Source organism: Lysobacter sp. ISL-50 (genome assembly GCF_018612875.1).
Lineage (GTDB): Bacteria > Pseudomonadota > Gammaproteobacteria > Xanthomonadales > Xanthomonadaceae > Lysobacter.
On record NZ_JAGGRI010000002.1, the window covers coordinates 162,649 to 185,598 of the forward strand.

Sequence of the window (22,950 nt, forward strand, 5' to 3'; positions counted from 1 at the left end):
GCAGGCTGTTGTAGGAGGGGCTTCAGCCCCGATGCTCTTGTTTCAGATCATGGTGTTGTGGCTGGAAAGCGCCGGTCCTGAAGCCCGTTCCACAACCGCTTGCGCCTCGGCACCGCGCAACAGCGCCTGGACTTCATTGTGCGCCGGCACGCTGGCCTGCGCGCCGAGCCGGGTGCAGGCCAGGGCCGAGGCCGCGCAGGCGCTGCGCAGCGCGTCGGCGAACGCGGCGCCGGCGGCCAGCGCCGCGGCCAGTGTGCCGCAGAACGTGTCGCCGGCGGCGGTGGTGTCCAGCGCCTGCACGGTGAATGCGGGCTGCCGCAGATATTCGCCGTCGATGCGCGCGCGGCAGCCGCGCGCGCCGAGGGTCACCACCACGTTCGCCACGCCCACGCGCGCCAGCGCTGCGTCGAGATCGTTGGCGATGCCGGTAAGCGCGGCGAGTTCGCCTTCGTTGACGATCAGCAGGTCCACGCAGTCCAGCAGCGAGGCCGGCAAGGCCCGCGCCGGGGCCGCGTTGAGCACCACGCGCACGCCGGCCGCGCGGGCGCGGCGCGCCCAGGCCTCGACCGCGTCCAGCGGCGATTCCAGTTGCAGCAGCAGGTGGCTGATCTCGTTCAACGCGGGCAGATCCTCGCCGCGTAAAGTGGCGTTGGCGCCGGGCGCGACGGTGATCGCGTTCTCGCCCTCATCGGACACGCAGATGAAGGCGGTGCCGGTGGCGTGTTCGCGGCTGCGGCGGATCAGCAGTTCGACGCCGGCGTCGCGCAGCGAGCGCTCGACCGGTTCGGCGTAGGCGTCCTCGCCGAGCGCGAGCAGCATGCGGGTGGCGGCGCCGCCGGCGCGCGCGCAGGCGATCGCCTGATTGGCGCCCTTGCCGCCGGGGAAGGTGTGCAGTTCGCGGCCGAGCACGGTTTCGCCCGGCGCCGGGACGTGGCTGGCGCGGACTACGAAGTCCAGGTTGGCCGAACCGGCTACCAGGACGAAGCGGCGAGTCGGTCCGGTCATGGCGTGGCCTTCGCGTTCGAGGTGCCGCGCGGATTCATCGCCTCATCCACGAGCCGGTAGAAGTCGCGGCTGATACGCGGCAGGTCCGCTTTGATTTCGCTGCGCGGAAGGTGTTGCAGCAGGGCGATGGCCACACGGTGTTGGGCCGGGTCGATCGCGTAGGTGGTCGAGGCCGCGCCGGGCCAACCGAAGCGGCCGAGCGAACCGGGTTGGCCGTCGCGGCCGATGTCGATGACCACCGATCCGCCGAAGCCGAAGCCTTCGTTGCGGCTGTACTGGTGTACGGGTGGGTCGAGCATGGTCAGTTGGTTGCTCAGCATCAGGGCGACGGTTTCGGTTTGCAGCAAATGGGGCTGTTTGTTCGGGGGCATCGGGTTGCGCCGTTCTTTCACTCCGTCATTCCCGCGAACGCGGGAATCCAGTGGCTTTGACGTTACTGCACGAAAGTCACTGGATTTCCGCGTTCGCGGGAATGACGGCTGGGAGTGTGTCGGCGGCTGAGAGTCTCCCGATGATTGAGCGTCCTCCGAGCGTCGAGTCCATTCCCCGCGCCGGCCGTCTTTCAATGCGCGACCATCCGCCGACAAACCATCATCGCAAGCGCCGTCGCCAAGCCGACCCGCTATCACACCCCCGTCAAACAACATCTGCGCGAACCGCGCATAGTCGCAAGCGGTGGAATACAAACCGCCGGCGCCGCTTGGATACGCATTCAAGGCCGCCCCCGGTTCGCGCGCGCTCGGCCCGTCCGCGATGCGCAGACGGCCGTCATCGCCGATCGTGGTGATATCGACCACGCGTCCGCGCTGCGCGGCGGGCACGCTGAAGCCGGTGTCGCGCATGCCCAGCGGCTGGAAGATGCGTTCACGCAGGAAGGCGTCGAACGGCTGCGCGGATACGACTTCGACCATGCGCGCCAACACTTCGATCGCCGCGCCGTCGTAACCGAAGCGGGTGCCCGGATCGGCGGCCAGCGGCGCGCGGCTCAGCCGCTCGACGAAACCGCGCAGATCCGAGGCGCCGTGCGGATCGTCGCGCTGCATCGCCGCCATCGCCGCGTCGTCGCCCTTGAGCCCGGCCGCGAAGCCGGCGGTGTGGGTCAGCAAGTGGCGCACGGTGATCTCGCTCGCGGCCGGTCGCAAGGTCGGCGCGTCGTCGTCGCCGGCGGTCATCACTTGCCGCTGCGCCAGTTCGGGCAGGTAGCGCGAGACCGGATCGTCCAGTCGCACGCGGCCTTGCTCGACCAGCAGCATCACCGCTGCCGAGGCGACGGTCTTGCTCATCGAATAGATGCGGAAGATCGCGTCCTTGCGCATCGGCTCGTGTCGCGCCAGGTCGCGCTGGCCGTAGGATCGGAAATCGACGATGCGGCCGTCGCGCAGGATCAGGGTGACCGCGCCGAGGTAGCCGCGTGCATCGGTGGTCTCGCGCATGAAGGTGTGCAGCGCGCTGAAGTCGGGGGTGGGGACGGGTTCGGATCGCGGCGGTATGGGCTGCGAGTGCGTCGCTTCGACGGTCGGGGCTGAAGCCCCTCCCACAAAAGACTTCGAGCTGGCGTGCGGAGCCGGGATGACATCAGACATCGAGCCGGCGTGTGCAGCGCACGCGCCGCCGTTCGCCCATGCCGCGCCCGTCCAGCCCGCACCGAGGATCAACAGGCAGCGGCGAAGGGCGGGGGAAACGGGCAAGGAGGGCGGTCCTGGGGAAGCGGAAAAACACCGCCGCGGGCGTCCGGGCCGGCGGCGGTCGAAAGGAAGGTTCGCGAACGCGGGCGGCGGTTCAGAACTTGAAGGTGTGGCTGATCGAGACGGTGCGTCCGCGTCCGGCCCAGTAGTTCTGGAATCCGCCCGGCGGCTGCGACCAGCTCAGGATGTATTGCTTGTCGAACAGGTTCTCGATGCCGAGCGAGAACTTGCCGTAGCGCTCGGTCTGGTAGTTCATGCCCAGGTCGAACAAAGTGTAGCCGTGGGTGCTTTCGTTGAAGCTGAAGGCGCGGCTGTCGAAGCCGCGCACGTCGCTGCCGGACAGGTTGCGCGAGAACAGCGTGGTCGCGCCCAGGCTGATGTCGCCGCGCGGGATGAAGTTCCAGGTCAGGGTCCAGGCGAACTTGTCCGGGTTGATGTCGAGCACGCCCATCGGCTTGTTCATGCCGCCGGCGCCGTAGCGTCCGGCCGCGTCGGCGGCCCAGAACGAGGTCATGCCGCGGGTGTGCGAGTACACCGCGCTGATCCGCCAGTCTTCGTTGAAGCGCCAGTCGGCCGACACTTCATAGCCCTTGATCCGCACCGGCGCGCGCAGCAGCACGAAGTCGTTCGTGGCCGGATCGATCGCCAGCGACTGGCCGTAGTCGGACTTGGAATCGTAATGCGAAGCGCTCAGCGAACCGCGCTCGCCGCGCCAGTTGAAGCCGAACTCGGTGTTCTTCACCACGATGGCGTTGAGGTCCAGCAGATCCTCGACGCTGATCGGCGGATCGTTCGGGCAACCGTTGGTCTGGATGCTGCCGCCGTCGCCGGAACACTGGATGTTGCGCAGCGGAATGCCGACGTTGGCCAGGGTGAAGCCCTCGCCGTAGGAGCCGAACACCGACCACTGATCGTCGATGCGCCAGACCGCGCCGAAGTTGGTCAGGTTCTCCTGGTAGTCGAGCGAGCCGCCGCCGACGTTGCGGCGGTCGCGATACCAGGTGGTGGTGTAGCTGTCCACCTGCAGTTCGCCGTCTTCGCGGCGGATGCCGCCGGACAAGGTCACCGGGCCGATGTCCCAGGACAGCTGCATCCACGGCGCGCGGCTGCTGTATTCCATCGGCGGCACCCACAGGCGGTCGGTCAACGCCAGGCGTTGCTGCGCGGTGTCCTTGACCAGATCCAGGCCGACCCGCAGTTCCAGGCCGCTGACCGAGAACAGCGACGGCCGCGTCCATGAAGTGCGCAGGCCCTTCTTGTTGGTGACGATCTCGGACTGATCGTAAAGCGAGTTGACCGGCGCGATCAGCGGGTCCTGCCGGTCGATGGTGTTCTCCGGCAGGTAACGCATTTCCTGATCGGCCTTGTAGCCGTTGACGGTCAGCGTGCCGCCGAAGAAATCCGAATGGATGTAGCTGAGCTGGTACTGCTTGAAGTCGTTGATCGCGGCCTTGGAGCCGAACACGGTGCCGCGCTCGGAGGTGTTGGTGCGGGTTTCGCCGCACAGCGCGCGCTCGTCCGGGCGGCAGCCCAGCACCTGGATGTAGTTGGCCTTGCCTTCGATGTTGAAGTGGCTGACCGAGCCTTCGATGCGCTGCACGCCGTCTTCGCCGAAGTTGTAGCCGGCCTTGATGAACAGGTTGCGCGACTCGGTGTCGGCCAGCGAGCCGCTGGTGTTCATGCCGATGCGGCGGCCGTTGCCGTCGTAGGTGATGCCGCGGTCCAGGAACGAGGCCGAGGCGATCATGTCGAAATTGCCGGCCTTGCGCGCGAAGGTCGCGCCGAGCTTCCAGCCGGCACTGTCGTCCTTGAACTGGGTGGTGTAGCGCGAGATGACGGTGAACTCGTTGCCTTCCTTGGTCGGCGCGGCGGACAGGTAGTTGATGATACCGCCGGCCGCGCCGATGCCTTCCGAGGCCGAGGGGCCGTTGATCACTTCGATCCGGCCGACGATGCCCATGTCGGTGAAGGTGCCGTTGCGGGTGCCTTCGCGCAGCGGCGAGCCCTGCGGCACGCCGTCGAACAAACGCAGCGCGACGCGGCCGCGCAGGTTTTCGCCGGTGTTGCTCATCGCCTGCGAGGATTCGGCGTAACCGGGCACCGAGCGCGCCAGCACCGCGGTCGCGTCCTCGGTCAGCACCAGCGAACGCGCCAGTTCGGCCTTGGACACCAGGGTGATGGCGCCGGGAATCTTGTCGACCGCCTTGGGGCTGCGCGTGCCGGTGACCACGACGTTGTCGAGATTGACGGCCTGCGTGTCGTGCTTCTGCCCGTCCTGCGCGGGGACGGCGGCGTCCTGCGCCTGCGCGGCGCCGGCAAAGGTGGAAAGCATCAGGATGCTGCTGATCGCGGCGGTAAGTGGCTTGACCATGTCTGTCTCGTTGAGTGCCGGTGATCGCGCGGGCATACCGTTGCGGCGCGTGCTCGGGTGACGTGCGTGGACGCTGGCGCTGTCGCGGATCGCGACTTCCCTCTCGCACCGAGTGTCTTGAGCAGGTTCGACGCGAGCCTATGCGCTCCCCGTCACGGTTGGAACCGATGCGGGGTATGTTCACAGACTAGGTTTTGTTGGCTTAAGCCGAACGGATCGATAGAGAAAGTTTTGTCGCGGCGCAGCATCGGGCGACGCGCGCGCTGGCCGCGCGGTGTGCGAGCGATGTTTCGATGGCGCCGCCGGCGCGGCGGCGCGCGGCTCAATGCGTCTGCGCCGCGACCACTTTGCGGCTTTCGCGCAGGAACGCGGTGACCAGGCGCACGCGCACGCTCGATCGCGACCAGACGATGCCGATGCAACGCTTGGCCGACGCGTCGGGCAGCGGAATGCGCGCGAGCTTCAATCCTTCCGGCCACGGCGGCGCCCAGTCGGGCACCAGCGACACGCCCAGGCCGCGATCGACCATCACCGCGATGGCGTTGAGCGCGTTGAGTTCGAAGCGCTCGCGCGGAACGATATTGGCCTGGCGCAGGTACTCGTCGGCCTGGCGGCCGCCCCAATGGTGACGGTCGTAGCGGATCAGCGGCTGCGTGGACAGCAACTCGTGCGGATTGCGATCGGCCATGCTCAGCGGCGCCAGCACGATCAGCGGCTCTTCGCGCAGCAACTGCCACTCGCAGGTCTTGGGCAAGGGGAACGGCGCCTGCAGCACCACCGCGGCGTCGAGATCGCCCTTCTCCACCGAGTGGTACAGATCGGCCGAATAGCCCGGCTGGATGAACACGTTGATGCCGGGGAAGGATTCGACCATGCGCGCGAGCACGTCGGGCAGCATGCCGGCCAGCGCGGTCGGGCAGGCACCCAGGCGCAATTCGCCGGCGACCTCGCTTTCGTTGGCGACGCTGCGCAGGTCGGCGACGTTGCGCAGCAGTTCGCGCGTGCGCGGCAGGATGCGCGCGCCTTCCTCGGTGACGCTGACGGTGCGGCCGACGCGCGCGATCAGCGGTGCGCCGATCTCGCGTTCGAGCGTGCGGATCTGCTGCGCCACCGCGGCCGGCGTGATGTTGAGCACGCGCGCGGCCGCGGCCATCGAGCCTTGATCGACCACGGTCACGAAGGTATGTAGGAACTGGGTTTCCACGGCGCCCCGCTGGTTGTTGTCGGCAGGCTACCCGAGCATGCGCACCCGCGCCATGTGCCGAGCGCCGGACGGCGTTTCCCCGGAGTCAAGCGGAGCCTGTGTGTGAATATGGTCCGCGCGCCTTGGCGCTCGGAACGCGGCGGCGCTCGGAACGCGGCGGCGCGCGGAGCCGGGCGGATCGCGCGATCCGGGCATGATGGGCGGCATGAGCGGTCCGCAACGCTGATCGCGTCGGCCGGCCGCGGTGCCAGCCCTCGCCTCTACGCGCAAGGCGATGGCGACGCGGCTTCAATCGCCGGCCCGGTCGCGATAGATGGTCAGGCCCTTCAGCGATTGCTCCGGCGCCGGGAAGAACAGGCTGGCGGCGTAGCCGATCACGATGCACAGCAGGATCGAGATCGCCAGGTAGTAATACGGATGGACCATCTGCAAGGTCCAGATCATCAAGGTCAGGGCGATGCTCGCGGCGATGCCGATCGCCACGCCCTGCCAGTTGGCGCGGCGGGTGAACATGCCCAGGGTGTAGGCGCCGGCGAAACCGCCGCCGAGCAGGCCGGCCAGTTCGATCGACAGATCGAACAGCGAATGCACGTTGAACTTCGACAGCAGCAGCGCGGTGGCGATGCCGATCAGGCCCACCACCACGGTCATGATCTCGGCGAAGAACACGCTCTTCTTCGCGCTGCGGTCCTTGGCCAGCTTCTCGTAGAAGTCCACCGAGATCAGCGTCGCCACCGAATTCATGATGCCGGACAAGGTCGCCATCGCCGCGGCGAAGATGCCGGCGATGATCAGCCCGGTCACGCCCACCGGCAGTTCGGCGGCGATGAACATCGGGAAAGTCGCGTCGATCGGCAACAGCGGATTCATCCGCTCCGGGTTGTTCTTGTAGTAGACGAACAGCGAGGTGCCGATGGTGTAGAAGATGATGCCGCCGGGAATGGTGATGGCGGCGAACGCCCAGATCGAACGCCCGGCCTCCTTGTCGGACTTGGTGGACAACGTGCGCTGCATCAGCACCTGGTCCTTCGGGAAGGTCAGCACCACTTCAAACACCACCAGGAAGATGAAGCCCCACACGGTGGCCTTGGTCATGTCGAAGCTGAAGTCGAAGGTGTGCATCTTGCCCAGCGACATCGCCGTGGACCAATACTCGCCAAAGCCGCCGCGCAGGTGCCAGATCATGAAGCCGATCGCGAACAGTGCGCCGCCCATCTTGACGATCACCTGCACGAAGTCGGTCCAGATCACCGCCTTCATGCCGCCCATCGCGGTGTAGACGATGGTAAAGCCGCCCATCAGGATCACGCTCCAGAACACGCTGATGCCGGTGATGGTGGCGATGCCCAGCGCGGGCAGGAACAGGATCACGCTCATGCGGCTGCCGATCTGCACCACGATGCACAAGGCGCTGGCGAGCATGCGGATCGCCGGATGGAAGCGCGTTTCCAGGTACGAGAACACCGACATCAGATCCAGCCGGCGCAACAGCGGCACGATCCACACCGCGACGAACATCAGCCCGAACACCGCGACGACGTTGTTGGCCAGGTACTGCCAGTTGGTTTCGAAGGCCTTGGCCGGGATCGCGATGAAACTGATCGAGCTGGTGTTGGCCGCGTACAGGCTCACGCCGGCGGCCCAGAAGGGGATGCTGCGGCCGCCGACGAAGAAGCTGCTGGTCGAGCCGCGCTTCTCGCGCAGGTAGAAGAACAGGCCGATGCCGATCATGCCGACCAGATAGACCGCGATCACCACCCAATCCAGCCAGTGCAATCGCAGTTTGCTCGACTGCACCTGGGCGGTGGCGAAGGCGGTATGGGCGCCATCGGCCGAGGCCTGGGCCCAGACCAGTCCGTCGGGCCAGTGCGCGGTGGCGCTGGCGCCGGCGGGCAATTCGGCGCCGGGCAGCGTCGCCCAGGAACCGGTGATGGTCTGGTAGATCATCAGCTTCGCCGCGGCGTGGGCGAGGGCGGGATCGGCGATCGGATACAGCACGTGCGCCTGACCGGTCGCGCGGCCGCTGCCGGGTACGACCTGGCCGGGCACGCGGCCGGCGTCGCTCCAGGCTTTATCCGCCGACCAGCGCAGCATGCGGTCGGCGCCGCCGTGCGCATCGGCGACGATCAGGAACAAGGCGCGGGTCTGTGCGATCAGCGAACGCGGCGCGGCGCCGCCGGGCCAGGCCGGAAGCGAGGTCCAGGCGATGCCGGCGTCGGCGCTGGGACGCTGGAACACATGCGCGCTGCCATCGGCGCCGATGCCGGCGACGTACAGGGTGTCTTCGGACAAGCTCGCGCGCAGTCGCGACAGCGGCGCGGGCAGCGGCGGCAAGGGGTGCAGTCGCGCGCCGCTGTCGTCGGCGTCGATGCGCGCGATCGCGACAGAAGCATCGGCATCGGACGGCAGCAGATACGCGCGGGTGCCGTCGCCGACCACCGCGCCGGCCCACGGCGCCGCGGTCCATTGCAGCGGCAGCCAGGCGTTACGACCGTTGTCCAGGCGCCAGGCGTGATCGCGGCCGATCGCCAGAGTGCGGCCATCGACCGTCGCCAGCCCGATCAGCGGCGAAGCGTTTTGCAGCGACGGCAGCGTGCCGGCCTGCAACGGCGTCAAAGCCTCGGCCTGCGCCGTCGTCGCCGTCAGCATCAGGCCGGCGCACAGCAACGCGACCAGACCGCGCGCCCGGATCGTCCGGCCCGCACGCGCCAGCGCCCACAAGAATTGCGACATCGAATACCGCCCCATCATCGATGCGGACCGGATCGCCCCGGTTCGCAGTTTTACCCCGACTGCGCTGTCGCCGCCCGCATCGCGGCGGCTCAGGCGCGCTCCGCCGCCGCCAGCAGCGCCTGTGCGCGCTTGAGAAACGGCAGATCGATCATGCGTCCATCCACCACGAACACGCCGCGGCCCGCGTCCGGCGCCGCCGCCGCCGCGGCGACGATGCGCCGCGCCGCGTCCAGCTCGGCCGCGGTCGCGGCGAAGATCTTGTTCGCCAGCAAGACCTGGGCTGGATGCAGGCAGCTCTTGCCGATGAAGCCCAGCCGCCGCGCCATCCGCGCCTCGGCCAGGTAACCGGCTTCGTCGTGCAGGTCGGCGTAAGCGCTGTCGATGGCGAACACATCGGCCTGCGCGGCGGCCATGCGCACGGCGAACATGGCCGCGTGCACGTTGGCCAGGTCGTAGCGCTCGATGCCCGCGGCTTCGAACAGATCGGCCAGCCCCAACTGCAGACCGGCCACGCGCGGATGCGCGCAGGCGATCTCGCCGGCATGCGCGAGCGCGCGCGGGGTTTCGATATTGACCAGCACGCCGATCGGTTGCGCGACCTGGTTGAGCGTCTGCGCGCGTTCGATCGCGGCGACCGCCGCGCGCAACGACGCGGCCGATTCGATCTTGGGCAGATTGATCAAGGCCACGCCGTCGCGCGCGACCGCGGCGATGTCGGCGGCGAAGTGCGGCGAGTCCGGCGCGTTGACGCGCACGATCATCAGCTTGCGCGACGCGAGCGCCGCCTCGGAGCCGACGAAGGCGGCGACCGCGATGCGCGCCGCCGCCTTGCGTTCTTCGGCGACCGCGTCTTCCAGATCGAACGACAAGGCGTCGGCCGGACCGGCCAGCGCCTTGTCGAACAGCTCCGGCCGCGTGCCGGGCACGAACAACTTGCTACGCATGGAACCACCGCGGCGGATTGCGAATCGTCATGGCCCCGGAGTGTGCGTCAAGCAAACAGTGGCAATCGCACAGGGGTCGCATGTTCAAACGATAGGTTTTGTTTTGACCGGGGTGGGGTGAGGCAAGCAATGGTGGCAAGCGGGAGAGGGAGAGCGCGAAGCCACGAAGTCTTTTGTGGGAGGGAGCTTCAGCCCCGACTCCCGAAGCCGCGCACCCCCGACCCACCCCATCACCCACCCAAGCCCGTCCCTCCACCCAGCCACCCCCAAAACCGCCACATTCCGCCAAATTCCGGGCCCGCCCCGCCCACACCGAGAGCAAAATCCCCCATCCGCCCGGCACGGCCCGATAATGACGCCCATTCCATCCAGGCCGCGCCCCGCTCGCGCGCCGCTCACCGAGTCGCCGATGACGTCCAGCTCCAGCTTCCCCGACTACCCCTTCCAGCCGCAGCGTTTCGAAGTCCGTCCGGGCATCGGCATGAGCTATCTCGACGAAGGCCCGCGCGACGGCGAAGTCGTGGTGATGCTGCACGGCAACCCGTCGTGGAGCTATTACTGGCGCAAACTGGTGCTGGGCCTGAAGGACCGCTACCGCTGCATCGTCCCGGACCACGTCGGCATGGGCCTGTCCGACAAGCCCGGCGAGGATCGCTACGAATACACCTTGCAATCGCGGGTCGACGACGTCGAACAGTTGCTGCAGCACCTGGGCGTCACCGGCCCGATGACCCTGGCCGTGCACGACTGGGGCGGCGGCATCGGCTTCGGCTGGGGCCTGAAGCATTCCGAGCAGATCAAGCGGCTGGTGATCACCAACACCGGCGCGTTCCCGCTGCCGGCGGCCAAGCCGCTGCCCAAGCGCCTGCGCCTGGGCCGCGATTCGTCGATCGGCACCGGCCTGATCCGCGGCTTCAACGCCTTCGCCGGCGGCGCCTCGCGCCTGGGCGTGGTCAAGGCGATGCCGGCGGACGTGCGCCGCGCCTATGTCGCGCCGTACGACTCCTGGGCCAATCGCATCGCCACCTCGCGTTTCGTCCAGGACATTCCGCTGGGCGAGGGCGACAAGGCCTGGCCGCTGGTGCAGGCGATGGGCCGCAAGCTGCCCGAATACGCCGACCGGCCGGCGTTCATCGGCTGGGGTCTGGCCGATTTCGTCTTCGATCATCATTTCCTGAAAGGCTTCACCGACGCGTTGCCGCGGGCGCAGGTGCAGGCGTTCAAGGATGCCGGGCATTACGTGCTGGAAGACAAGAGCGAGATCTTGGTGCCGGACATCCGCGCCTTCCTCGACCGCCACCCTCTGAGCTGAGACACGCATGGACGCTGCCGCACCCACCTGCAATATCGCAGCGGTACTGCCGACCCTGGCCGCGCAATCGCCCGAACGCGTGGCGATGCGTTGCCCCGGCACGCGCCGCGCCGACGGCATGGCCCGTTACGACGTCGTGCTGACCTATGCGCAGTTGGACGCGCGCAGCGACGCCATCGCCGCCGGCCTGGCCAAGCGCGGCATCGTCCGCGGCACCCGCACCGCGGTGATGGTGCGGCCGTCGCCGGAGTTCTTCCTGCTGATGTTCGCCTTGTTCAAGGCCGGCGCGGTGCCGGTGCTGATCGATCCGGGCATCGACAAGCGCGCGCTGCGCCAATGCCTGGACGAAGCCGCGCCGGAAGCCTTCATCGGCATTCCGCTGGCGCACGTGGCGCGCGTGGTGCTGGGCTGGGCGAAGTCGGCGCGCATCCGCATCACCACCGGCAAGCGCGCGTTCCTGGCCGACGACACGCTCGAACGCGTCGAGCGCGCCGGCGCCGGCGTGGGTTCGCAACTGGCCAACACGCAGCCGGACGAAGTCGCGGCGATCGTCTTCACCAGCGGCTCGACCGGCGTACCCAAGGGCGTGGTGTTCCGTCATCGCCATTTCGTCGCCCAGATCGAAATGATGAGCCAGGCCTTCGGCATGGTGCCCGGCGGCGTGGACCTGCCGACGTTTCCGCCGTTCGCCTTGTTCGATCCGGCGCTGGGGCTGACTTCGATCATCCCCGACATGGACCCGACCCGGCCGGCGCAGGCCGATCCGGTCAAATTGCTCGAAGCGGTCACCCGTTTCGGCTGCGATCAATTGTTCGGCTCGCCCGCATTGATGGCGGTGCTGGCCCGGCACGGCCAGCCGATGCCGACGGTCAAGCGCGTCACCTCGGCCGGCGCGCCGGTGCCGCCGGACACGGTCGCGCGCCTGCGCGAACTGCTGCCCGACGACGCGCAGTTCTGGACGCCGTACGGCGCCACCGAATGCCTGCCGGTGGCGGTGATCGAAGGCCGCGAACTGCAGTCCACGCGCGCGGCCACCGAAGCCGGCGCCGGCACCTGCGTCGGCCGCGCGGTGGAGCGCAACGAAGTGCGGGTGATCCGCATCGACGACGCGGCGATCGCGCAATGGTCGGACGATCTGTTGGTCGGCGCCGGCGTGGTCGGCGAAATCACCGTCGCCGGTCCCACCGCCACCGACAGCTATTTCAATCGCGATTCGATGACCCGGTTGGCCAAGATCCGTGAGCACGCCGGCGGCGTGGAGCGCATCGTCCATCGCATGGGCGATGTGGGTTATCTCGACGAACAAGGCCGGCTGTGGTTCTGCGGGCGCAAGACGCATCGCGTGGAAACCGCGGGCGGCCCGCTCTACACCGAGCAGGTCGAGCCGGTGTTCAACACGCATCCGAAGGTGCGGCGCACCGCGCTGGTCGGCACCGGAACCTTCGGTGCGCAGGTGCCGCTGCTGTGGGTGGAACTGCATCAGCCGCGCGTCGGCGATACCGAGCGCAAGCGCATCGTCGAGGAACTGCGCGAGATCGGCGCCCGGCATGCGCATACCGCCGGGATCGAGCGCTTCCGCTTCCATCCGGGGTTTCCGGTGGATATTCGCCATAACGCCAAGATCGGGCGCGAGAAGCTGGCGCTGCAGGCGCAGGCGATCGAGAGCCGTTGAGGCAGGGCGATCGGGGACGAGAGCGTCGGGGCTGAAGCCCCTCCCACAACAGCGAGCGTGGCCCCGAAGTCTTTTGTGGGAGGGGCTTCAGCCCCGATGCTTTTCGCTCCGAGCCCGCGATAGTCGCCAATCCGACAAACCGCCCCCTCCACCGCCGTCTATCATTCCTGCCTATCTTCTCCTTCGGACCTGCGCCATGCGAATCCTAGTCACCGGCGGCGGCGGTTTCCTCGGCCAGGCCCTGTGCCGCGGCCTGATCGCGCGCGGCCACGAGGTGGTGAGCTTCAATCGCGGCCATTACCCGGCGCTGGACGCGCTCGGCGTGATTCAGATCCAGGGCGACCTGGCCGATCGCGACGCGGTGATCGCCGCCGCGCACGGCTGCGAGGCGATCTTCCACAACGCCGCCAAAGCCGGCGCCTGGGGCAGCTACGACAGCTATCACCAGGCCAACGTGGTCGGAACCGACAACGTGCTGGCCACCTGCCGCGCCCACCGAATCGGCAAGCTGGTCTACACCTCGACCCCGAGCGTGACCCATCGCGCCACCCATCCGGTCGAAGGCGGCACCGCCGACACCGTGCCCTACGGCGAAGGCTTCAAGGCCGCCTACGCGACCACCAAGGCCATCGCGGAGAAAGCCGTGCTCGCCGCCAACGGTGCCGAACTGGCCACCGTCGCGCTGCGTCCGCGCCTGATCTGGGGCGTGGGCGACAACCAATTGCTGCCGCGGCTGGTCGCGCGCGCCAACGCCGGCCGCCTGCGCTTCGTCGGCGACGGCAACAACCGCATCGACACGACCTACATCGACAACGCCGCGCAGGCGCATTTCGATGCGTTCGAACATCTCGCCCCGGGCGCGGCCTGCGCCGGCCGCGCGTACTTCATCAGCAACGGCGAACCCAAGACCTTGCGCGAAACCCTCAACGGCCTGCTCGGCGCGGTCGGCGCGCCGCAGGTGGACAAGACCTTGCCGTTCGGCGCGGCCTACGCCATCGGCGCGGTCTGCGAAGGCCTGTGGCATGTGCTGCCGTTGCAGGGCGAACCGCCGATGACGCGTTTTCTCGCCGAACAACTATCGACCACGCACTGGTACGACATGACGCCGGCGACGCGCGATTTCGGTTACGTGCCCAAGGTCAGTTTTCACGAAGGGCTCACCCGCCTGAAGGCCGCCTGGACGCAAGCGCCCGCCGTCACCGCCTGACAACCTGCGCTGGCCGAGAGTCGAAGCGTGCCATCGGGACCTGCGCCGATGGGGCTTTCTCTCATGCCAGGAGGTTTCCCATGCTGCATTACGCCGCCGTATTTTTCGTCATTGCGATCATCGCCGCGGTCCTGGGCTTCACCGGCATCGCCGGCGCGGCCAGCAACATCGCCTGGATTCTGTTCGTCGTGTTCGTGGTCCTGGCGATCGTCTCGCTGTTCCGCGGCCGCCGCGTCGCCTGACGCCGAAGCCTGAGCGCCGCCGACCGCGTGGCCGGACCGGAGCGGGGGGCTACAATGGCGGCATGACCGCCTCCGACCCCTCGTTCCTGTCCTCGCTCAAGCCGTTGGCCGGGCGCGCGCTGGAAGCCGCGCTCAACCGCGCGCTGGCGCTGGACCCCGATACCCGCGACAGCCTGCGCGCGCTCGACGGCCGCAGCGTCGCCCTGCATCTGGCCTCGCCGCCGCTGGCGCTGCGTATCCTGGTGGTCGCCGACCGGCTCGAAGTCGGGCCGGTGCGCGACAGCGACGAGCCCGATCTGTCCGTGCGCAGCACGTTCGGGGCGATCTTGTCGCAACTGCCGAATCTGCTCGGCGCCGCGCGCAACGAACAGGCCGCGCCGGTCGGCAAGCTGCGCATCGAAGGCGACGCCGACCTGGCGCGACGTTTGCAGCGATTGGCCGAACGCTTCGATCCGGATTGGCAGCAGCCCTTCGTCGCCGTGTTCGGCGAAGTGGCCGGCGTGCAGATCGCCAACGGCGTCGCCGGCGCGCTGCGGCATGCGCGCGAGGCGGCCGGCGCTCTGGCCGGCAACGCGGCCGAGTACGTCACCGAAGAATCGCGCGATGTGGTTCCACGCGATGAACTCAACGCCTTTCACGACGATGTCGATGCCTTGCGCGACGACGTCGAGCGCGCCGCGGCGCGGGTGGGGCGCTTGCGCGATCGCGCGAGGCGCAGCGCATGAGCGGGGTGGCTTCGAGCCTTCAGGATCTTTTGTGGGAGAGGCTTTTGTGGGAGGGGCTTCAGCCCCGATGCTCTTGGCTCCGCTCGCTGCGTTACTTCATCGGTTCTGATCGAAAGGCATCGGGGCTGAAGCCCCTCCTACAAAAGACTTCGCAATTGCTCTGTCGGGAAGCGCGCGCATGAGGTCCGCCATCCGCGCCTGGCGCATCGGCCGCGTGTTGCTGCGCTACCGCCTCGACGATCTGCTCGACGACACCCCGGCCGAGCGCTGGCTTAAGCTCGCGCGTCCGTTCGTGCCGCGCGCTTCGGTCGAGATCGCGGCGATGTCGCGCGGCGCGCGCCTGCGCCTGGCCTTGCAGGAACTCGGGCCGATCTTCGTCAAGTTCGGCCAGATCCTGTCCACCCGCCGCGATCTGGTGCCGCCGGATATCGCTATCGAACTGGCGCTGCTGCAAGACCGGGTCGCGCCGTTCGACGGCGAGACCGCGCGCCGCATCGTCGAGGGCACGCTGGAACGCAAGATCGAGGACGCCTTCGAGCGGTTCGACATCGAGCCGCTGGCCTCGGCCTCGATTGCCCAGGTGCACGCCGCGCGCTTGCCGGCCGAAGGCGGCCGGCAAGCGCGCGAAGTCGTGGTCAAGGTGCTGCGGCCCGACATCGAGGGCAAGATCGCCGGCGACATCGCGCTGTTGAACGCGCTGGCGGCGCTGGTCGATCGCGCCCATCCGGCCGCGGACAAGATCCGTCCGCGCGCGATCGTGGCCGAGATCGAAAGCACCCTGGCGGCCGAGCTGGACCTGCAGCGCGAAGGCGCCAACGCCAGCGTGTTGCGCCGGTTCTGGGCCGACAGCGACGACATGTACGTGCCCGAGGTGATCTGGTCGCACACCAGCGCGCGCGCGCTGACCCTGGAACGCGTGTACGGCATCCCGTCCGACGACATCGCCGCCCTGGACGCGGCCGGCATCGACCGCCGCGCGCTCGCCGCCAAGGGCGTGCGGGTGTTCTACACGCAGGTGTTCCGCGACAACTTCTTCCACGCCGACGCCCATGCCGGCAACATCTGGGCGGACAGCGATCCGTTGCGGCGCAGCAACCCGCGCTTCATCGCGCTCGACTTCGGCATCATGGGCCAGTTGTCCGACGAGGATCAGTATTACCTCGCGGAAAACTTCATGGCGATCTTCAACCGCGACTATCGCCGCATCGCCGAGCTGCACGTGCAGGCCGGCTGGATTCCCGCGCACATCCGCATCGACGAGCTCGAAGCGGCCACGCGCGCGGTGTGCGAGCCGTATTTCACCCGTCCGCTCAGCGAGATCTCGCTGGCCGAAGTGCTGGTCAAGCTGTTCCGCACCGCGCAGCGTTATGAGTTGACCTTGCAGCCGCAGTTGATCTTGTTGCAGAAGACCTTGCTCAATATCGAAGGCGTGGGCCGCTTGCTCGATCCCAGGCTCGACATCTGGGCGGTGGCGCGGCCGGTGCTGCAGCGCATCTTGCTCGATCGCTACAGCCCGCAGCGTCTGGCCAGCGAATTCCGCAAGCGCCTGCCCGAGTTCGTGACCCGCGCGCCGGAAATGCCGCGCCTGCTGCATGCGTGGCTGAGCCAGCAGGTGTCGGGGCAGCATGAGCTGAAGATGCGTTCGAGCGACATCACCGATCTCAACCGCACGATCAAGGACGCGGTGCGCCGCACGGTCGCGGCGATTCTCGGCACCGGCCTGCTGATCGTGGCGGCGGTGTTGTACGGATTGGAATCGGGCGGCCCGCGTTTCTGGTCGATCCCGGCCTCGTCGTGGATCGCGGGGCTGGGCGGGTTGTGGGCGTTGTTGGCGGCGTGGCCGCGGCGTAAGCGCGACGTGCGTTGACGTCGAATGCGGCGACGTTGAAGTCGGCGCTGGCAGAAAACCTTCCTCGCAGTCCCCTACGAATCCCCCGACGGGTTCCCCCCTTTGAAAAAGGGGGGCAGGGGGGATTTGCTTTTGTCCTACGTGTGAATCTTCCGGCTTCGGGCGGTAAGAGCAAATCCCCCCTAGCCCCCCTTTTTCAAAGGGGGGAACTCGGTAGGTGGGTGTTGGGAGCTTGCAGCCGCGCGGTTACGGCCCGGCCGCTTTCGCCTTCACCGGCGCCTTGCTCTTCGCCGCGGCAAAATCCCCCGCCGCATACACGCTGAACTGCTCCGGCTTGAGGTGCCGGCGGATCGCCGCATTCACCGACTCCACCGTCAACGCCTTGAACTTCGCATCCAGGTCGGCGGCGAACTGCATGGTCCGGCCGTAGAACAGATTGCTCACCAGTCCCGCGGCGACCGCCGGGTCGGAGGCGCGCGCCTGTTCGCGCTGGGTCAACAGACCCGACACCGCGTCCTTCAATTCCTCCGCGCCGACGCCGTCCTTGACCAGACGCGCCAATTCTTCGCGCATCGCGCGCTCGACCTGCTCCAGGTTTTCCGGCGCGGCGATCGCCTGCACCGCCCAGCTGCCGGCGTCGTCGCGGCCGTCGCGGCTGGCGTCGGCGTCCAGGTCGCTGTCCACGCCGTAGCTCAGGCCTTCCTTCTGGCGGATGCGATCGCCCAGGCGCGATTTGATCGTGCCGCCGCCGAGAATGTAGTTGGCCGCGACCAGCGCCGGATAATCCGGGTCGATGTCTTTCAACGACAGATTGACGTTGGCCAGCAACACGCCGTTGGGCTTGTCCGGAGTCTCGAAGCGGCGCTGTTCCGCGGCCACATCGATGTAGTGAGTGGCGATGGGCGCGTAGGCGTGCCCGGGTTTCCAGTTGGCGAACAATGCCTGCAACTGCTGCTTGACCGCGACCGGATCGAAATCGCCGACCACGCTGATCTCGCCTTCGGCGCTGCCGTAGAACTCGCGATGGAAGGCGCGCACGTCCTCGACCTTGAGCGCCTTGATCGCCGCCAGCGATTCGTCCAGCGATCTGAAATGCAGCGGATGTCCGGCCGGCCACGGGTCGAAGTGCTGCGCCAGCGCCTGGCTGGCGATCTGCCCGGGCTCCTGGCGCGAGGCTTCCAGGCCGGTGATCGCCTGCAGGCGGTACTGCTCGAATTCCTTGTCCGGATAGGTCGGCGTGCGCAGCACGTTCGCCGCCAGCGCGAGCGCGTCGCTCAACTGCTCGCGGCGCGTGGTCAATCCGAGCCGCGCCGACTGCAGGCTGCCGCCGATGCGCGCGGTGGTCTTGAGCGATTCGAAGCGCGCGTCGATCTGCTCGCGGCTCAACTCCTGGCTGCCGCGCATCATCAGCGCGCCGGCGACATTGCCGGCGGTGTCGCGGCCGCGCAGCGAATCGGTGTCGGCGAAATGGAAGTTGGCCGAAACGACGACGGTGCCGCCGCGGGTTTTCTTCGGCAGCAACGCGAGCTTGAGCCCCTGGCCGACGCCGGTGTCGAGGGCGATGGTTTGCGTGCGCGCCTCGATGTTGGCCGGCGTGGGATCGAAATGCTCGCCCGCTTCCAGCGCGAGTTTGCCGGTATAGCCCTGCAGCACGCTCGCCGCCGACGGCGCTTCGGGAATATTGACCCGTTGCGGCGCCTGGGTCGGCACGAAGCGGCCGAAGGTGCGGTTGCTCGATTGCAGATAGGCGCGGGCGACGCGATTGACGTCGTCGGCGCTGACCTTCTCCAAGGCGTCGCGGTACTGGAAGTACAAGCGCCAGTCGCCGGCGACGACCGGGTCCGACAGCGCCATCGCGACCGCGCCGACGTTGGTGTAGGCGCGTTCGAAACTGTTGCGCGCGCGCTGCTTGGCCGCTTCCACTTCTTCGCTGGTGATCGGCTTTTTCTGGATTTGTTCGAGCTGCTCGATCAACACCTGCTCGGCCTTGGCCGCGTCGCCGTCCTTGGGCAGCGCGGCCAGCGCCGTCAGCAGGCCGGGGTCGGGTATTTGCTCGCCGCCGACGCCGATGCTGGCGGCCAGTCCGGTTTCGACCAGCGCCTTGTGCAGGCGGCCGCCCGGGGTATGGCCGAGGATGTCGTCGAGAATGCCCAGCGGCGCGGCGTCGGCATGGGTGGCGGCGGGGATGTGGTACGCGGCCATCAGCAGGCGCAGATCGCCGACGCGGCGCACGGTGACCTCGCGTTCGCCGTCCTGCGCCGGCTCGCGCGTGTAGAAGGCGCGCATCGGTTCGGCCGGCTTGGGCACTGCGCCGAAATAACGCGCGACCGTGCCCAGGGTCTTGGCCGGATCGATGCGGCCGGTGAGCACCAAGGTGGCGTTGTCGGGCCGGTACCAGGCGCGGTAATAGGCTTGCAGGCGCTCGATCGGCACGTGCTCGACATCGCTGCGCGCGCCGATGGTGCTGTTGCCGTAGTGATGCCACAGGTACGCGGTGGAGCGCACGCGTTCGGACAGCGCCGAGACTTCGCTGTTCTCGCCGTTCTCCATTTCGTTGCGGACCACGGTCATCTCGCTGTCCAGGTCCTTGCGCGCGATGTCCGAATGCACCATGCGATCGGCTTCCAGCCCCAGCAGCCAGTCGAGCGTGGCCTCGTTGGCGGGGAAGGAGGCGAAGTAGTTGGTGCGGTCCAGCGAGGTCTGGGCGTTGAAGCCGATGCCGCGCTTCTTCATTTCGCCGGGAATGTCGCGATGGTTCGGCGTGCCCTTGAACAGCATGTGTTCGAGCAGATGCGCCATGCCGGTTTCGCCGTAGTTCTCCTGCAGCGAGCCGACCGCGTAGATCAGATTGAGCGTGACCGTGGGCTGGGTGGCGTCGGCAAACAGCAGCACGCGCAGGCCGTTGCCCAGGCGGTATTCGCAGATGCCTTCCACGCAGGGCCCGGCCTGGAAACCCGCGGGCGGCGGTTGCGGCGCCTGCGCGTGGACGCCGCTCAGGGCGAGACTCAGGGCGAAGGCGAGCGCGGCGATGGCGGCGGGACGGCGTGGCGGCATGGAAACTCCTGGAAACGGGAACGCGGCGCGAAGGCAGGACGATGAGGCTGTGAGCACGCGGGGCAATAGACGACACTAGCGGCCGATCACCCAGCGCCAGCCCCGACCGCATGCCCTCGACGTTCAGTTCCGACACGCCGCCGCCCCCGACATCGCAGGATATCGCCGGCATCGGCCTGCCGGTGCTGTACGCCGACGCCTCTCTGGCGGTTATCGACAAGCCGGCGGGGCTGATGGTTCACGACAGCGCGCTGGCGCGAGGAGAAACCGACTTCGCCGCCGACCGCCTGCGCGAGCAGTTCGGCCGGCCGATCTTCCTCGTGCACCGGCTCGATCGCGCCACCAGCGGCTGCCTGCTGCTGGCGTTCGATCGCGAAACCGCCTCGGCCCTGGGCAAGGTGCTGATGTCGGGCGAGGTGCAGAAAGACTATCTGACCGTGTGCCGGGGCTGGCCGGCGGAAGATGCGTTCGAGGTCGATCACGATCTCGACGGCGGCCCGGGCAAACCGCTGAAGAAGCCGGCGCAGACCCGGTTCCAGGTATTGGCCCGGACCGAACTGGCGCTGCCGTCGTCGGGGTTCGAGACCTCGCGCTACGCCTTGCTGCGCGCGCAGCCGCAGACCGGGCGCTTTCGCCAGATCCGCCGCCATCTCAAGCATCTGTCGCATCACATGATCGGCGACACCAGCCACGGCGACGGCCGCCATAACCGCAGCTTCCGCATGATGGGCATCCACCGCATGCTGCTGCACGCGCAGCGGCTGGCGTTCATCCATCCGGGCAGCGGCGAGCGGCTGCGGGTGACGGCGCCGCCGGACGCGGAATTCGCCAAGGCGCTGGCCTTGTTCGGTCAGGTCGAACTGGATTGACGTGGCGGCGGCCGGATCCGGCCGCGGCGGCGGGGATGAGTGAGTTCATCCCCGCGCGCGCGACTCAGCGATGCGGCGGCGGCGGAGCCTGCCGGTAGATGATCTTCGGCTGGGTGGCGCGCTGGATCGCGGCGTTGGTCAAATCCAGCAGCACCGCGCCGCCGAGCGCCTGTCCGGTGCTGGAGCGCGCGCCCTGTTGTGGGTAGCCGCTGTTCTGATAATCGTCGTAAGGGCTGGCATTGCCCGGATAGCCGTTGTTCTGGCGATAGCCGTTGGGCGGGTAGGCGCCTTGCGGGTAGTCGCTGTTCTGCCGGTAACCGCTGCGCGAGCTCTCTTCGCGCGCGCGGGCCCGTTCCTCGAACAGATAGCGTTCTTCGGGCGTGGCGAACTGGGCGTCGTTGCCGTAACCCGCCGACGACCGGTTGTAGGCCGCGCCGGCGCCGGTGTCGGGCATGGCGCTGGCGGCGTTCTGCATCTGCTGCAGCAAGCGGGTCTGCTGCTCGGTGAACTGGCCCAGGATGCGCTGATCGGTGGCGTTGGCGGGGCGGCCGACCAGGGATTCGGCGACCGACTGCGCCGACTGCGTCATCCGCCGCTGGAACTGCGGATTGGCGATGTTGCGCATGTTGTTGTTGACGTTGGCCGGGTCGTAGCGCTGATCGATGGTCTGCGCCGACACCGCCGGCGCGGCCAGGATCAGGGCGGCCAGCAGCGGCAGAGCCAGCGATTTCAGTCGCGGCGATGGGGGCAGGCGCTTCATGCGGGTTCCTCCTTGGACCGGTCCGGGCATGGTCCCCCCGTGGCCCGGTCGCGTCAACGACGGCGGCCCCGGGCCGCGCCGCGGCGGGTTTTCCCGCCTCGCGCGCGCCGATCGCTGTGAGCCCGGTCGCGCCGTCAACGGTGCGTAATGGACGAAATGCCGTCGCCGACTACAATCCCAGGCGGAGGAAAGCATGGCTATCACGATTCCCGAGCAGGAATTGGTCGAGCGTTTCGTACGTTCGACCGGCCCGGGCGGGCAGAACGTCAACAAGGTCGCAACAGCGGTGGAACTGCGCTTCGATATCGCGCAGTCGCCTTCGCTGCCCGACGCCGTGCGCGAGCGCCTGCTGACCAAGCGCGACCGGCGGGTGACCGGCGAGGGCGTGCTAGTGATCAGCGCGCAGCGTTTCCGCACCCAGGATCGCAACCGCCAGGACGCGCGCGAGCGGCTGGCGGCGTTCGTGGACAGCGGCCTGCGCGCGCCCAAGCCGCGCATCGCCACCAAACCCAGCCGGGCCGCCAAGGAGCGTCGGATCGGGGCCAAGAAAGAACGCGGCGCGACCAAGCGCAATCGTTCGCAAACCGATTGGGACTGACACGGAGCGTGCATGCCAGTTGATCCGAACGCCAAGCCATCCCTTCCGCCCGACGCCGACGGCGTGGTGCTGCGGTTGCCGCCTAACGTGCCGCAGGTCAAGCGCAACCGCCTGACCCGCTGGATCGGCCGCAGCATCCTGCGCATCGGCGGCTGGCGCATGGTCGGCAAGTTTCCCGACATCCCGCGCGCGGTGCTGATCGGCGCGCCGCATTCGTCCAACTGGGACGGCGTGTGGGGCTTCGCGGCCAAGGCCGCGATGGGCCTGGACGTGAAGATCATCGCCAAGGATTCGCTGTTCCGGGTGCCGCTGCTGGGCGCGCTGCTGCGCGGGATGGGGGTGATTCCGATCAACCGCAGCGCCGCGCACGGAGTGATCGAGCAGGCCACGGCGATGATCCGCGGCGCCGAGCGTTTCTGGCTGGGCATCGCGCCGGAAGGCACGCGCAAGGCGGTGGAGCGCTGGAAGGCCGGGTTCTGGAAGATCGCCAAGGCCGCCGACGTGCCGGTGGTTCCGGCGTATTTCCACTATCCGGACAAGATCATCGGGATCGGCGACATGTTCCATCTGGGCGAGGACATGGACGCGGACATGCGGCGGATCCGGGATTGGTACAAGCCGTGGCAGGGCAAGCATCACGGGACTGTTTGAGGGGTTGCTGGAAGTCTCGGAAAACCACGCCCGTCATTCCCGCGAACGCGGGAATCCAGCGACTTCAAA

At 68.1% G+C, this 22,950-nt stretch carries 17 protein-coding genes; 9 read left to right on the forward strand and 8 right to left on the reverse strand.

Annotation, left to right across the window (positions count from 1 at the left end; genetic code table 11):
- Positions 1-42 precede the first annotated feature (42 nt).
- The 6 genes from J7J50_RS01215 to J7J50_RS01240 form a co-directional block, all read right to left on the reverse strand.
- A complete protein-coding gene (locus J7J50_RS01215) occupies positions 43-1,005 on the reverse strand; it encodes a ribokinase (RefSeq protein WP_215057577.1) in 963 nt (320 codons plus the stop codon).
- Positions 1,002-2,693, reverse strand: coding sequence for a serine hydrolase domain-containing protein (locus tag J7J50_RS01220; RefSeq protein ID WP_215057576.1), 1,692 nt, complete (start codon positions 2,691-2,693; stop codon positions 1,002-1,004). The genes J7J50_RS01215 and J7J50_RS01220 overlap by 4 nt, the downstream gene beginning before the upstream one ends.
- Positions 2,694-2,784: 91 nt before the next feature.
- Positions 2,785-5,061: a TonB-dependent receptor gene (locus tag J7J50_RS01225; RefSeq protein WP_215057575.1), complete on the reverse strand. Its 2,277-nt coding sequence runs from the start codon at positions 5,059-5,061 to the stop codon at positions 2,785-2,787.
- Positions 5,062-5,383: 322 nt separating this feature from the next.
- Positions 5,384-6,265 (reverse strand): LysR family transcriptional regulator, encoded by an 882-nt coding sequence (locus tag J7J50_RS01230; RefSeq protein ID WP_215057574.1) that lies wholly within the window; start codon positions 6,263-6,265, stop codon positions 5,384-5,386.
- 288 nt (positions 6,266-6,553) lie between these two features.
- A complete protein-coding gene (locus J7J50_RS01235) occupies positions 6,554-8,998 on the reverse strand; it encodes a sodium:solute symporter (RefSeq protein WP_215057573.1) in 2,445 nt (814 codons plus the stop codon).
- An 89-nt stretch (positions 8,999-9,087) separates the two neighbouring features.
- A complete protein-coding gene (locus J7J50_RS01240) occupies positions 9,088-9,942 on the reverse strand; it encodes a CoA ester lyase (RefSeq protein ID WP_215057572.1) in 855 nt (284 codons plus the stop codon).
- Between the two features lie 409 nt (positions 9,943-10,351).
- Between J7J50_RS01240 and J7J50_RS01245 the strand changes: the two genes are divergently transcribed.
- From J7J50_RS01245 to ubiB, 6 genes are all read left to right on the forward strand, one after another.
- Positions 10,352-11,254, forward strand: a complete 903-nt coding sequence (locus tag J7J50_RS01245; RefSeq protein WP_215057571.1) for an alpha/beta fold hydrolase — start codon at positions 10,352-10,354, stop codon at positions 11,252-11,254.
- A gap of 7 nt (positions 11,255-11,261) precedes the next feature.
- On the forward strand, positions 11,262-12,926 hold the full coding sequence (gene oleC / locus J7J50_RS01250; RefSeq protein WP_215057570.1) for an olefin beta-lactone synthetase: 1,665 nt from the start codon (positions 11,262-11,264) through the stop codon (positions 12,924-12,926).
- Positions 12,927-13,122: 196 nt separating this feature from the next.
- Positions 13,123-14,133 (forward strand): 2-alkyl-3-oxoalkanoate reductase, encoded by a 1,011-nt coding sequence (gene oleD / locus J7J50_RS01255; RefSeq protein WP_215057569.1) that lies wholly within the window; start codon positions 13,123-13,125, stop codon positions 14,131-14,133.
- An 80-nt stretch (positions 14,134-14,213) separates the two neighbouring features.
- Positions 14,214-14,375, forward strand: a complete 162-nt coding sequence (locus J7J50_RS01260) for a DUF1328 domain-containing protein (RefSeq protein ID WP_215057568.1) — start codon at positions 14,214-14,216, stop codon at positions 14,373-14,375.
- Positions 14,376-14,437: 62 nt separating this feature from the next.
- The gene (locus tag J7J50_RS01265) at positions 14,438-15,100 is read left to right on the forward strand and encodes an SCP2 sterol-binding domain-containing protein (RefSeq protein ID WP_215057567.1); all 663 of its coding nucleotides are present in this window, start codon (positions 14,438-14,440) and stop codon (positions 15,098-15,100) included.
- Positions 15,101-15,278: 178 nt separating this feature from the next.
- The gene (gene ubiB, locus J7J50_RS01270) at positions 15,279-16,967 is read left to right on the forward strand and encodes a ubiquinone biosynthesis regulatory protein kinase UbiB (protein WP_215057566.1); all 1,689 of its coding nucleotides are present in this window, start codon (positions 15,279-15,281) and stop codon (positions 16,965-16,967) included.
- Positions 16,968-17,195: 228 nt separating this feature from the next.
- Here ubiB and J7J50_RS01275 read toward each other — a convergent pair whose 3' ends face one another.
- Entirely contained in the window at positions 17,196-20,003 is a 2,808-nt protein-coding gene (locus J7J50_RS01275; RefSeq protein ID WP_215057565.1) for a pitrilysin family protein, read from the reverse strand.
- Between the two features lie 110 nt (positions 20,004-20,113).
- Between J7J50_RS01275 and J7J50_RS01280 the strand changes: the two genes are divergently transcribed.
- Positions 20,114-20,872 (forward strand): pseudouridine synthase, encoded by a 759-nt coding sequence (locus J7J50_RS01280; RefSeq protein ID WP_215057564.1) that lies wholly within the window; start codon positions 20,114-20,116, stop codon positions 20,870-20,872.
- A 64-nt stretch (positions 20,873-20,936) separates the two neighbouring features.
- Here the strand turns inward: J7J50_RS01280 and J7J50_RS01285 are convergent, their stop codons facing one another.
- Complete coding sequence (locus J7J50_RS01285; RefSeq protein ID WP_215057563.1) at positions 20,937-21,632, reverse strand: hypothetical protein; 696 nt, start codon at positions 21,630-21,632, stop codon at positions 20,937-20,939.
- A 193-nt stretch (positions 21,633-21,825) separates the two neighbouring features.
- Between J7J50_RS01285 and arfB the strand changes: the two genes are divergently transcribed.
- Both arfB and J7J50_RS01295 read left to right on the forward strand, forming a co-directional pair.
- Positions 21,826-22,230 (forward strand): alternative ribosome rescue aminoacyl-tRNA hydrolase ArfB, encoded by a 405-nt coding sequence (gene arfB, locus J7J50_RS01290; protein ID WP_057941335.1) that lies wholly within the window; start codon positions 21,826-21,828, stop codon positions 22,228-22,230.
- 12 nt (positions 22,231-22,242) lie between these two features.
- Positions 22,243-22,881, forward strand: coding sequence for a 1-acyl-sn-glycerol-3-phosphate acyltransferase (locus J7J50_RS01295; protein ID WP_215057562.1), 639 nt, complete (start codon positions 22,243-22,245; stop codon positions 22,879-22,881).
- Positions 22,882-22,950 lie beyond the last annotated feature (69 nt).